The 11,857-nt window shown below is 74.6% G+C and carries 9 protein-coding genes; 4 read left to right on the top strand and 5 right to left on the bottom strand.

Annotated features, from left to right (window positions below):
* Positions 1-84 precede the first annotated feature (84 nt).
* The 3 genes from KSNIM_RS20920 to KSNIM_RS20910 form a co-directional block, all read right to left on the bottom strand.
* Positions 85-2,433 (bottom strand): hypothetical protein, encoded by a 2,349-nt coding sequence (locus KSNIM_RS20920; protein ID WP_263104724.1) that lies wholly within the window; start codon positions 2,431-2,433, stop codon positions 85-87.
* Between the two features lie 157 nt (positions 2,434-2,590).
* Entirely contained in the window at positions 2,591-4,423 is a 1,833-nt protein-coding gene (locus KSNIM_RS20915; protein ID WP_263104723.1) for an ATP-binding protein, read from the bottom strand.
* A 23-nt stretch (positions 4,424-4,446) separates the two neighbouring features.
* The gene (locus KSNIM_RS20910; protein WP_263104722.1) at positions 4,447-5,694 is read right to left on the bottom strand and encodes a TetR/AcrR family transcriptional regulator; all 1,248 of its coding nucleotides are present in this window, start codon (positions 5,692-5,694) and stop codon (positions 4,447-4,449) included.
* A gap of 158 nt (positions 5,695-5,852) precedes the next feature.
* On the opposite strand from KSNIM_RS20910, the gene KSNIM_RS20905 reads away from it, so the two are divergent.
* Entirely contained in the window at positions 5,853-7,010 is a 1,158-nt protein-coding gene (locus tag KSNIM_RS20905; RefSeq protein WP_263104721.1) for an acyl-CoA dehydrogenase family protein, read from the top strand.
* Between the two features lie 13 nt (positions 7,011-7,023).
* Positions 7,024-8,703 (top strand): class I adenylate-forming enzyme family protein, encoded by a 1,680-nt coding sequence (locus tag KSNIM_RS20900; protein ID WP_263104720.1) that lies wholly within the window; start codon positions 7,024-7,026, stop codon positions 8,701-8,703.
* 45 nt (positions 8,704-8,748) lie between these two features.
* Here KSNIM_RS20900 and KSNIM_RS20895 read toward each other — a convergent pair whose 3' ends face one another.
* Entirely contained in the window at positions 8,749-9,021 is a 273-nt protein-coding gene (locus KSNIM_RS20895; protein ID WP_263104719.1) for a hypothetical protein, read from the bottom strand.
* Positions 9,022-9,133: 112 nt separating this feature from the next.
* Between KSNIM_RS20895 and KSNIM_RS20890 the strand changes: the two genes are divergently transcribed.
* Positions 9,134-9,466 (top strand): cupin, encoded by a 333-nt coding sequence (locus tag KSNIM_RS20890; RefSeq protein ID WP_263104718.1) that lies wholly within the window; start codon positions 9,134-9,136, stop codon positions 9,464-9,466.
* Between the two features lie 6 nt (positions 9,467-9,472).
* Here KSNIM_RS20890 and KSNIM_RS20885 read toward each other — a convergent pair whose 3' ends face one another.
* A complete protein-coding gene (locus KSNIM_RS20885; RefSeq protein WP_263104717.1) occupies positions 9,473-10,075 on the bottom strand; it encodes a TetR/AcrR family transcriptional regulator in 603 nt (200 codons plus the stop codon).
* Between the two features lie 109 nt (positions 10,076-10,184).
* Here KSNIM_RS20885 and KSNIM_RS20880 point away from each other — a divergent pair, with 109 nt between their 5' ends.
* Positions 10,185-11,759 carry an MFS transporter gene (locus tag KSNIM_RS20880; protein WP_263104716.1) on the top strand — a complete coding sequence of 525 codons (1,575 nt, stop codon included), beginning with the start codon at positions 10,185-10,187 and terminating at the stop codon, positions 11,757-11,759.
* The last annotated feature ends 98 nt before the right edge of the window (positions 11,760-11,857 follow it).

Raw genomic sequence — 11,857 nt, 5'->3', positions numbered from 1 at the left:
CCGGGCGGGTGGACGTGACGGACATCACGGACACCCGCCCCCGGGCGTGAGGGGTACCGGGCCCGGTCCGGGCCCGTTCCCCGCTCAGAGCCCGTAGCGCCGCACGGTCTCCTCGTGCCGGGCCGTGTCCGCGCCGGCCGCCTTCGCCAGGTCGAGCCAGCTCAGCGGGTGTTCCCAGCCGGCCGTCAGCCGCTGCAGCAGGGCGTCGGCGTCCGCCGAGGTGGCGGTCGGCGGCACGCCGAGCGCGGCGTAGATGCCGGGCAGGCTGTCGCCGCCGGCCGGGTCGGTGACGGCGTACTGGTCGCCGCTGTACGCCCACAGCCCGTACTGCTCCTCGGCGAGTGCCTCGCGGAGCGCGTACCAGGCGGCGTCGCCCGGCCAGGCGCCGTCCACCCAGTGCGTGGTGTAGCCGGCCGGGTCGAGCAGCGTCAGCTGCCGGAAGACCGGACGCCAGGCCTCCTGCTCGGCCTCGCCCTTGGGGCGCTCGTTGAGCACGGCCGGCCCGAACACCACCACGTCCCGGTGGTTGAGCGGCACGTCCTCGCCGAGCACCGGCAGGATCCGCGCGGTGGCCGGGCCGGTGCGGACGGCGGGAAGGTCCACGCTCGCCCCGTTGGCCCGGGTGGTGCGGACGGTGACCATCTGCCACTCCTCATCCACCGGGCCCTCGTCGGCGTCGAACTCGATGCCGATCAGCGCGCCGGTGCTGCGGACGACCGCCCAGTCCCGGTTGGCCGTCGCGGCCGTGATCAGGTGCCACAGGTCGGGCTCCTGGACGGTGTGGTGCTCCTCGTCCTCGCCCGCGAGGTCGGCGGGCACCGCGTGCTCCAGCAGCTCCTGGTAGAGCCGCTGGGCCCGCGCGTGGTCGTCGAGGCGGGTGGCCGCGGTGGCGGCGAGCCGGCGGGTGTTCAGCGCGTCCGGCTCATGCGCGAGGACGCCGTCGCAGTGCTCTCCGACCTCCTCCCACCGGCCCTGGGCGGCGGCCCAGCGGGCCCGGATCCAGTGCGCCTCGGAGGGGTTGGCGGGCATCAGCCGGTCGGCGAGCCGCCGGATGCCGTCACCGTCCTCGGCGTCGATCAGCACCTGGCCGAGAATGCCGGGCAGGTGCTCGTCCGCCGGGTCCTCGTCGAGGCGGGCCCAGAGCAGGTCCGCGGCGGCCCGCGGGTGGCCGAGCGCGTCCAGGGCCCGCGCCCGCTGCAGGACGAGCGCCGCCGCGGCCTCGGCGGACTCGGCGCTCGCCGCGGTGAAGTGGTCCAGCGCCTGCTCGAAGGTGACCCGGCGGGTGCCGAGCCACTCGGGCAGTTCGGCGGCCGGTACCGGGGTCTCGGGCAGCGGCAGCGCCTCGGCCGCGGAGCGCAGCTCGGCGAGCCGCTCGGCGACGCCGTCGGTGCGGCGCAGTCGGCCGAGCTTGCGGTCGCCGGTGGCGACGAGGGTGAGCGCGACGGTCCGGGCGCCACGGGCGACGGCCAGCCGGCCGGCGATCAGCAGCAGGTCCAGGCAGGGCCGGTGCGAGCCGGCGGTGTCCAGGTAGGCCACCCACTGGGCGAGCCGGACGCCGAGGGCGGCGTCGTTGTCGAGCTCGCCGTGCGGCAGCGCCCCTGCCTCGGCGAGGGTCTGGACGGCGGTCGCCCAGCGGTGCCGGATGTCGGGGTAGCTGTCGGCCTCCTCCGCGTCCGGCAGCTGCCCCAGCGCCTCCTCGCTGCGGCCGAGGGCGGCCAGGGCGACGGCCCGGCCGACGGCGAGCTTGCGCCGGTCGTCGTCGTCCGGCTGGTGGCGGGCGGCGTAGGCGCGTTCCGCGGTGTCGTACGCCGCCAGGGCGTCCTCGGGCCGGCCGAGGTTCATCAGCGCGGCGGCCCGGCTGTGGCCGAAGGCCAGCGAGACCTGCTCGCCGGCCGCCTGGATCCGTGCCTGCGCGCGATCGAGGTGGGCGAGGGCGTCCGCGGGCCGGCCGTCGTCCTCCAGGGTGTCGGCGTACTCCCGTGACAGGCAGTCGAAGCAGGCGCGGGCGGGCTCGACCCGGGCCAGCGTCTCCTCCAGCACGGCCAGCCGCTCGGGCACGTAGCCCGGTCCGTCGATGTTGGCGTGGCAGATGGTGAAGTCCTGCACGGCGCAGACCGACTGGGGGCAGGAGACGGTCTCCTCGCGGTGCGCGAACTCCAGCAGGTCGACGGCCTCCGCCATCGCGGCCTCGCCCTGGTGGCGCTTGTTCAGCAGGTTCTGCATCCGCCAGTGCCGCAGGAACACCTCGACCCAGGGCAGGCCGAGCGCCCGGGCGGAGGCGAGCGCCTCCGGGTACATCGCGTCGAGCTGCTCGTTGCGGCCCTCGACGGCGTGCCCGGCGATCTCCACCAGGGCGGCGGCGAGGCGGTGGTGGCCCGCCTCGGACAGCTGCTCGTGGGTGTCCCGCACCCAGGCCCAGATGTCGGTGGTCATACGGTGTGAACTCCTCACGGACGAAGGATGGGCAGCCCTCATTGGCGCGGGTGGTGCACCCTCAGCGGCGGGTTCGGTACGAACCCGGGCCGGCCCCTGATACGCACAGTGGCCCGCATCCGAATCGCGCGGTTCCCCGCGCCCCTGGGTGCTCTCCCTACTCCCAGGTCAGGGCGGCCACCGCGGTGCCGATGCCGGCGAGCGCGGCGGTGAGGTCGCCGTTGGCGGACCCGCCGGCGGCGGCCATGATCACCTTGAGCGAGCGCAGCAGCCCGGCGGCGGTGGCGCTGCCGGTGTGCCCCGCGCGGTAGGCGGTGAGCAGGTCCTGGACGGCCGGCGAGGCGAGGTTGAGGTAGAGCCGGGCCTTGACGGTGCCGTCGGTTCGGGCGGTGAACGCCCGGGCGAGCCGCAGCGCCGCGGAGGGGATCCGGGCGTCCGCCTGGTCGTCCTCGATGCGGGCCTTGAGTTCGGCCTCCCGGTCGGGCACCAGGACGAGCGGCAGCCCAGGCGGGTCGAAGCGGGCGGGTACGAGCTGTTCGCCCTCGTCGGCGAGGGCTGCGGTGAGCCAGGCGGTCTCTTCCGCGGCGAGCGGCTCCGCGGGGTCGCGGAAGAGCTCGCGGTTGCCGCTCTCGCTGCCGAGTTCGACGATCCGGCAGTCCTTCAGCTGGGCGTAGCGCCGCAGGAACGGCAGGACGGCGTACCGGTCGCCGCGAGCGATGGGCACCTGCATGGCGCGGTAGAGCATCTCCTCGAAGCCGCCGCCGCTGCCGAGGGCGACGTGCAGGGCGCCGCGGCCGGCGGCGCGCAGGGCGCCGGCGGTGAGGTCGCCCTGGGAGGTGGGGACGGGGACGTCGTCGGCGAGCAGGGTGAAGAGGCGGTCGTCGCAGAGGGCGGCGCCGAGCAGGTCCTGGCCGTGCCGGGCGAGGATGCGGCGCCAGGCGGCGGGGTGCAGCCGCGCGGTCTCGTAGAGGCCGTCGACGACGGCGTCGGCGAGGGCCTTCTGCAGGGCGCGGTAGTGCTCGTCGCGCTGCAGGTCCTCGCGGCTGGCGGTGGGGGTGAGCCGGCTGGACTCGACGACGCCGCCGATGAATCCGGCCCAGCTGGGCAGCAGGTCGCGGGCGTCGTCGGCGAGCAGCATGCCGCGCAGGTAGACGGCGAGGTCGCGGTTGTCGGTGGAGCCGTAGGTGCCGCCGTCCTGGACCCAGAGCAGGCCGACGGCGTCGGTGGCGCCCTCGACGGGGGTGACGGGGAAGGCGGTGAGCGGGTCGAAGCGGCGGCCGAAGGCGGAGGCGAAGCGCATCCGGGCGGTGTGCAGGTCGCCGTCGACGCTCTGCCGCCAGGGCACCAGGACGTCGTTGACGGGCCGTTCGTCCTCGCCGACGTACACCGGGATCGGCAGCAGGACGCAGTAGCGGCCGAGGACCTCGCGCAGCGCCTCCTCGTCGGCGAGGTGGCCGTGCTCGGCCTTGAGGCGGAGTTCCACGGCGGTGCCGGGGGCGGGCCGCGGCTCGACCGGTTCGACGCTGTACTGCTCGCCGCCGCGGCTGCGGTAGCGGTGGCCGAGGCCGGGTTCGCGGTGCGAGGTGGTGGTGACGGTGACTTCGTCGGCGACCGAGAAGGCGGAGAGGAAGCCGAGGCCGAAGGCGCCGATGAGGTCCTGGTTGCCGGTCAGGTCGCGCAGCATCCGGGTGTAGCCGGTGCCGACGGTGGCGAGGTAGGCGTGGATCTCGGGCTCGGTGAGGCCGGCGCCGGTGTCCTCGACGGTGAGGGTGCGGCGGGCGGTGTCGGCCCGGACGCGGATCACCGGGACGGCGGTGGACTCCGGGTCCTCCAGCCGGCGGCGGGTGTGCGAGTCGTGGGCGTTCTGGACGAGTTCGCGCAGGGCGACCAGCGGGGTGGAGTAGAGGTGGGTGGCGAGTACGCTCACCAGCCCCCCGAGGTCGACCTCGGTCGTGCGCAGATTGTCGGCGGGCGGCAGACCTTGGGACATGAGGTCGGATTCTGCCAGTACGACTATCCGTCGACCAGCTCTTTTCCCGCAGTGGGTGGCGAGGCCGCGGGCAGTCCGAGGACGGCGCGGGCGGCGGGCTCCAGCAGACCGGCCGCGGCGGGTCCGGTGCCGCCGGGGCGGTGCCGGACGCCGTCGTTGACGACGGCGAACATGGCGTGCACGCGGATCCGGGCCTCGGCGGTGTCGTAGTCGGGCCGCACCTGCTGGAGCAGGCCGACCCAGACTCGCAGGAAGTCCCGGCGGAAGTCGACGGCGGCCCGCCGGTCGGCCGGGTCGAGGCGTTCGGTCTCGCTCAGCATGGCGCCGAGGTAGTGGCTGTGCCGGCGGGCGAAGTCCAGGTAGGCGCGCAGGCCGGCGTCCAGTGCCGCGGCCGGCCCGGTGCTGTCGGCGATCGCCCCCTCGACCTCGTGCCAGAGCCGTTCGCGGCTGCGGACGAGGGCGGCGGCGAGCAGCTCGGCCTTGGTGGCGAAGTGCTTGTAGACGCTGGGCCCGGCGATGCCGACGGCGGCGCCGATCCGGTCGGTGGAGACGTTGTCGAAGCCTCGCTCGTGGAACAGCCGGACGGCGGCGAGCAGCAGTTCCTCCCGGCGGGACTCGGTGCCGGCGGGGGCGGCGGTCTGCGCGGCGCGGGCGGCGGCCGGTCCGGCGCGGTCCTCGTCCTGCGGTGCGACGGCGAGCAGTTCGCCGCCGATCCGCCGCAGCAGCGTCTCGAACCAGCGCCGCGGCGGGGCGAACGTGTGGTACGAGAGGCTGCCGTACCCGGAGAGCAGCGACCAGCAGAGGAACTCGGCCTGCCCGTCGGGGAGTTCGGGACGGGATCGGGCGAGGGTGCGGGCCATCGCGCGGACGTCGGCGCGCAGGTCTCGGCGGAGAGCGGCGCGCTCGGCCGGGGCGAGCAGCCGGGCGTCGCGGTGCCAGAGGGTGCCCAGGGCCCGGTGGTCGACGGCCACCGGGGCGAGTGCGGCGCACAGCTCGGCGGGGCTGCCGGCGCCGGCCCGGACCGCGGTCCGCAGCGCCTGGAGGTCGGTGGCGACGGCGCGCAGCAGCAGTTCGGGCTTGCTGCGGAAGTGCCGGTAGAGGGCGGGTGCGGTGATGCCGACCTCGGCGGCGACGTCGGCCATGGACACCAGGTGGTAGCCGCGCCGGTGGAACTGCTCCGCCGCGGCGGCGAGGATCTGCGCCTTCCGCCCGGGCGGCCGGCGCACCACCCGCCCCGCCGCGCCCGCCCCGGGTACGCGCTCCGCCGCCACGTGCGCTCCTCCACCTCGCCGATGATCGACGCCAGGGTAGCAAGGATTCACTTATGCGCCTGTGACCTGCGCGGAAATGCCGCCGCGATGCTTTACAGCCGCAGCTACCGGCGATTAACTTGTCTGGCGATCAGCCGCCGAACGAAGGGAGCGCCGCCGTGCGCCGGACGGTGTTCAACGAGGACCACGAGGCGTTCCGGGCGACCATCCGGGACTTCATCGCCAAGGAGGTCGTCCCGGTCTACGAGAGCTGGGAGGCGGCCGGCCACCCGCCGCGCGACTTCTACCGCAAGCTCGGCGCCCTCGGCGTGTACGGCATCGAGGTGCCGGAGGAGTACGGCGGCGCCGGCGAGAGCGGTTTCAAGTACCAGGCGGTCGTCACCGAGGAGGTCGCCCGGGCGGGCGTGAGCTTCGGCTCGTCCGGCGTGCACACCGGCCTGGTGCTGCCGTACCTGCTGGAGTACGCGAACGAGGAGCAGAAGCGGCGCTGGCTGCCCGGCTTCGTCTCCGGCGACATCATGACGGCGATCGCGATGACCGAGCCGGGCGCGGGCTCCGACCTGGCCGGCATCTCGACCACGGCGAAGCTCTCCGAGGACGGCACCCACTACGTCCTCAACGGCGCCAAGACCTTCATCACCGGCGGCGTGCTGGCGGACCTCGTCCTGGTGGTGGCCCGCACCGCTCCGTACGATCCGGCGAACCGCCGGGCCGGCCTGTCGATCCTCTGCGTGGACACGAAGTCCGAGGGCTACGCGGTCGGCCGCAAGCTGCAGAAGATCGGCCTGCGCACCTCCGACACCGCCGAGCTCTCCTTCACCGACGTCAAGGTGCCGGTGGAGGACCTGCTGGGCGAGGAGGGCAGGGCCTTCACCTACCTCACCCACAACCTGGTGCAGGAGCGCCTGGCGATCGCCGTCGGCGCCTACGCCGCCGCGGCCGCGGCGGTGCGCTTCGCGGTGCAGTACGTGAAGGACCGCAAGGTCTTCGGCCAGGCCGTCGCCGAGTTCCAGAACACCAAGTTCACCCTGGCCGACTGCGAGGCCCAGGTGGTCGCCCAGCAGTCGATGGTCGACCGTGCCCTGGAGCTCTACCAGAACGGCGACCTGACGGTCGCGGACGCGGCGGCCGCCAAGCTGTTCTGCACCGAGTCGGCCTCCGAGGTGATCGACAAGTGCCTGCAGCTGCACGGCGGCTACGGCTACATCCTGGAGTACCCGATCGCCCGCCTCTACACCGACAACCGGGTGTTCCGGATCTACGGCGGGACCAGCGAGGTCATGAAGACCATCATCGCCAAGTCGCTCGGCCTGTGAGGCCGGAGGGCCGATGACCGCCGCACCAAAGGACTCGCTCGCCGCCGCCGCCCGCGCCCACGCGTCACTGGCCGCGCCCGGCGCGCCGTTCGAGGCGGCGCCCGGCCCGCGGGGGCCGCGGTACGTCCGCGGTCCCCGCACCCTGCGGGAGGTGTTCGACGCCTCCCTCGCCCACGGCGACCGCCCGTTCCTGGTGGCGGGCGACCGCACCTGGAGCTTCGCCGAGCACCACGCCGCGGCCTCGGCCCTCGCCCACCGCTGCCGGACGGAGTACGGGCTGCGCCCGGGCGACCGGGTGGCGATCGCGATGCGCAACCTGCCCGAGTGGCAGGTCGCGTTCTGGGCGGCCCAGGCCGCGGGCCTGGTCGCCGTCCCGCTGAACGCCTGGTGGGGGCCGCAGGAGCTGGCCCGGGCGCTGGACGACTGCCGGCCGGGCCTGGTGGTCGCCGATCCGGAGCGTGCCGCGCGGACGACGGCGTGGGCGGCGACCCGCGGGGTGCCGCTGCTGACCGTCGGCGCCGACGGTCCGCACGACCGCTTCGAGGACCTGCCGCTGACCGGCCTGCCCGCCCCGGAGCCGTCCGTCGGCCCGGACGACCCGGCCACGCTGATCTACACCTCGGGCACCACCGGCCGTCCCAAGGGCGTGGCCGCCAGCCACGCCAACTGGTGCGCCGGCGCGCTCACCCCGCGCTTCTTCGCGGCCGGCGCGGCGCTCTGCCGGGGCGACTCCCCGCAGGCCGCGGCGCCGCCGACGGTGCTGATGACCTTCCCGTTCTTCCACGTCGCGGCCTTCACCTCGGTCTTCCTGGTGATGGCCGCGGGCGGCACGGCGGTGCTGATGCACCGCTGGGACCCGGACGCCGCCCGGCAGCTGATCGCCCACCACCGGGCCACGATCTTCGCGGGGGTGCCGACCACGGCGCTCGGCCTGTTGGACGCGGCGGACGCCGCCGGCGACCCGCTGGCGAGCCTGACCATGATCAGCACCGGTGGCGCCCCCGCCCCGCCGGGCCTCGCGGGGCGGATCGCCCGGCAGTTCGGCGGCAGGGTGGAGGCCCGCAACGGCTACGGCCTCACCGAGACCTGCGGCGGGGTGACGGCCCAGGTCGGCGCCCGCTACCTGGCCCGGCCGGAGTCGATCGGGCGCCCGTGCCCGGCGGTGGAGGTGCGGATCGCGGACGCGGAAGGCGCACCGCTGCCGGACGGCGAGATCGGCGAGCTCCTGCTGCGCGGCCAGCCGGTGTTCGGCGGCTACCGGGGCGACCCGGACGCCACCGCCGCCGCGTTCACCGCCGACGGCTGGTTCCGCACCGGCGACCTCGCCCGGCTGGCGGACGGCGAGGTGTACGTGGTGGACCGGCTGAAGGACGTGGTGATCCGCGGCGGCGAGAACGTCTACTGCGGGGAGGTCGAGGGCGTCCTGCTGAGCCATCCGGGCATCGCGGACGCCGCGGTGGTCGGTGTGCCGCACCCGTTGCTGGGCGAGGAGGTGGCCGCGGTGGTGGTGGCGCACGCCGGCACGGAGCCGGACGCGGCGGAGGTCCGGGCGCACGTGGCGTCCCGGCTGGCCGCGTTCAAGGTGCCCGCCCACGTGGTCTTCCGCGACGGGCCGCTGCCGCGCAACCCGACCGGCAAGATCCTCAAGCAGGCACTGCGCCAGGAGGCCGGGGCGGCAGTGCCCCGGCCCTGACGGCGAGCCCCGGTCCGCGCACCGCGGTTCGGCTGCGGCGGGGGCTCAGTTGGCGGAGGCCGACCGGGCCTCGGTCCGCCAGGCCTCCAGCCCGGCCAGCGAGGCGGCCTTGGCCTGCTGCATCGCCCGGCGCGCCTGCTCGCTGGGCGGGGTCTCCATCCGGTTGACGTAGTCGCGGCCCGCCGAGGCGAGGGTCGCGCACGCGATCGCCGTGCCGGCCAATGAGAGCACGGTGCCGATGCCGGCGAGGACCACGCCGGTGCCGAGCATGGTGCGGTTGACGCGGAATCCGCTGCTGAACTTCTGGTTGGTCGCCATGCATCCACGATCGGGCCGCTCCGCGCGGGCCGCACGCCGAGCGGGTGCGGGTGCGGCCGGACGCCTGACAGGTGTCTCATGGATCGGAGCGCCGAGCCGCAAGGAGGCCGCGATGACCGAACCCGTCCGCGTCGACATCGACGCGCTCGCCGACGAGCACGCCGCACTCGCCGCCGCTCACCCGCACGGGCGCAGTGCCCACCTGGTGCTGCACGACGGCGTGCTGCGGCAGACCGTGATCGCACTGACCGCGGGCAGCTCGCTGGACGAGCACAACGCCCCGGTCGCCGCCAGCCTGCTGGTGCTGCGCGGCCGGGTGTCGCTGACCATCGCCGGGCGGCAGCAGGAGGCGGCGGCGGGCGAGCTGCACGGCATCCCGCAGGAGCGGCACGGCCTGCTCGCGCACGAGGACTCGGTCGTGCTGCTGACCGCCGTCACCAACTGACGACCGTCAGCCGGCCGCCGCGCGGATGCCGGCGGCCGACAGCACGGAGGCACCGACCAGTCGCAGGCCCTCCAGGAACTCCCGTCCGTCCGGGGCGAGTTCGGGCGAGACCAGCCACTGGGTGGCGAGCCCGGCGAGCAGCGCCTGGTAGAAGGCGCCGCGGGCCAGCTCCTCCGGGGTGTCGGGCACCTCGGGCAGGCCCTGGAACATCGCGGAGAGCCCGAGCCGGGCCTCCTTCTGCGCGCCGCCGAGCACCTCGCGCAGCTCGGGCGAGTGCTCCATCTGCGCGAGGATCTCGATCTGCACCGCCCACAGCCCGCGGTGCTCGGTGAAGCTCTCCAGCACCTTGTCCCAGGCGGCGACGAAGCGCTCCTGAGGGTCCGTCTCCTCGCCGAGCGCGGCCAGCACCCGGCCGAGCTCGTCGCCCCACTCCCCCATGGCCTCCATCATCGCCCTGGTCAGCAGGGCGTCCTTGGAGCCGTAGTGGTAGCCGATGGCGGCCAGGCTGACGCCTGCGGCCGAGGCGATGTCCCGGGCGGTGGTCCGCCCGTAGCCCTTCTCCAGGAGGCAGCGCTTGGCGCCGACCAGCAGGTCCTCGCGATTTCCCATGCCCCGATGCTACCGCCGGACTGGACGGACGTCTTGCACGATCGAGTGAGACAAGCGATTTAGACGCTTGTACTAGACAATCGTTTCATACGCTCGTACAGTCACTGCCATGACCGCCACTCACGGCCGTGCCGGCCGACGCGAATGGACCGGACTCGCCGTCCTCCTGCTGCCGACCCTCGTCCTGACCATGGACATGGGCGTGCTCTTCTTCGCCGTCCCGTTCATCTCCACCGACCTGCGACCGAGCGGCACCCAGCAGCTGTGGATCATGGACATCTACTCGTTCCTGCTGGCCGGGCTGCTGATCCCGATGGGCGCCCTGGGCGACCGGATCGGCCGGCGGCGGCTGCTGATGCTGGGGGCCGCCGGGTTCGCCGCGGCCTCGCTGCTCGCCGCCCGGGCGGACGGGGCCGGCGGACTGATCGCCGCCCGGGCGATGCTCGGGGTGGCCGGGGCCACCGTCATGCCGTCCACGCTGGCGCTGATCCGCAACATGTTCCACGACCCCAAGCAGCGGCAGGCCGCCCTCGGCATCTGGACGGCCGCACTGATGGGCGGTGCCACCCTCGGCCCGGTGGCCGGCGGGCTGCTGCTGGACCACTTCTGGTGGGGATCGGCCTTCCTGGCCGCCGTCCCGGTGATGCTGCTGGTGCTCGTCGCGGCGCCGGTGCTGATGCCCGAGTACCGCGCACCGCGGCAGGGCCGCTTCGACCTCCTCGGTGCCGCACTGTCGATCGCCGCCGTCCTGCCGATCGTGTACGGCATCAAGACCCTGGCCGTGGACGGCTGGGCCGCGCCGCCGCTCGCCGCCCTGGCCGCCGGGGCGCTGGCCGCCGCCGCCCTCGTCCGCCGGCTGCGCACCGCCGAGCACCCGCTGATCGACCCGGCGCTGTTCCGGATCCGCACCTTCACCGGCGCGATCACGGTCAACACCGTCGCGATGTTCGCGATGATGGGCTTCACCCTCTACACCTCTCAGTACCTGCAGCTGGTGAAGGGGATGAGCCCGCTGACCGCCGCGCTCTGGGCGCTGCTGCCCTCGGTCGGCGTCGCCGCGGCCGCCGGCTCGGTGGGCGCACTGGCGGGCAGGGTCCGGCCGGCCGTCCTGATGACCGCCGGGTTCCTGACCGGGGCGGTCGGCTACGCGCTGATGGTCCTCGTCCGCCCGGACACACCGCTCTGGCTGCCGCTCACCGCGGCCGGGGTGATCGCGGCCGGCTCGGTCGGCACCATGACCCTCACCACCGAGATGGTCGTCTCGGCCGCGCCGCCCGAGCAGGCCGGCGCCGCCTCCGCCGCCTCGGAGACCGCCTCCGAGCTGGGCGGTTCGCTGGGCATCGCGGTACTCGGCACGGCCGGCGCCGCGGTCTACAAGTCCCGACTGGAGCAGGGGCTCCCCTCCGGGCTGCCCGGCGACGCCGCCCGGGCGGCGCACGACACGCTCGGCGGTGCCGTCACGGCGGCAGCCCGGCTCGGCGGCGGCACCGGCGCCGACCTGCTGACGGTGGCCCGTCACGCCTTCGCCGACGGCATGCACGTCGCCGCGGTGGCCGGTGCGGTCTTCCTGATCGGTGCCGCCCTGGTCGCCCACCGCCTCATGAAGCACCTGCCGGCCGGTCCGACCAGCCGCCCCACGCCCGAAATGGTCCAGACCACCACCCAGGAAACACCTGCATTTTGACCGTGGTTTCCGGACCGGTGTATACGCCCGACGACTCGGCCAGGCATACTGGCCGGAGTCGGGCACAACCGTCCGGCGTCCAAGAAGCGACGAGAACT

The sequence above is a fragment of the Kitasatospora sp. DSM 101779 genome, from assembly GCF_025655475.1.
GTDB lineage: Bacteria > Actinomycetota > Actinomycetes > Streptomycetales > Streptomycetaceae > Kitasatospora.
This window is presented reverse-complemented; position numbering and strand designations above follow the sequence as displayed.

Coding starts and splice junctions, on each gene's coding strand:
- KSNIM_RS20920 (WP_263104724.1), bottom strand. CDS start 2,433: ATGACCACCGACATCTGGGCCTGGGTGCGGGACACCCACGAGCAGCTG.
- KSNIM_RS20900 (WP_263104720.1), top strand. CDS start 7,024: ATGACCGCCGCACCAAAGGACTCGCTCGCCGCCGCCGCCCGCGCCCAC.
- KSNIM_RS20880 (WP_263104716.1), top strand. CDS start 10,185: ATGACCGCCACTCACGGCCGTGCCGGCCGACGCGAATGGACCGGACTC.
- KSNIM_RS20915 (WP_263104723.1), bottom strand. CDS start 4,423: ATGTCCCAAGGTCTGCCGCCCGCCGACAATCTGCGCACGACCGAGGTC.
- KSNIM_RS20885 (WP_263104717.1), bottom strand. CDS start 10,075: ATGGGAAATCGCGAGGACCTGCTGGTCGGCGCCAAGCGCTGCCTCCTG.
- KSNIM_RS20890 (WP_263104718.1), top strand. CDS start 9,134: ATGACCGAACCCGTCCGCGTCGACATCGACGCGCTCGCCGACGAGCAC.
- KSNIM_RS20895 (WP_263104719.1), bottom strand. CDS start 9,021: ATGGCGACCAACCAGAAGTTCAGCAGCGGATTCCGCGTCAACCGCACC.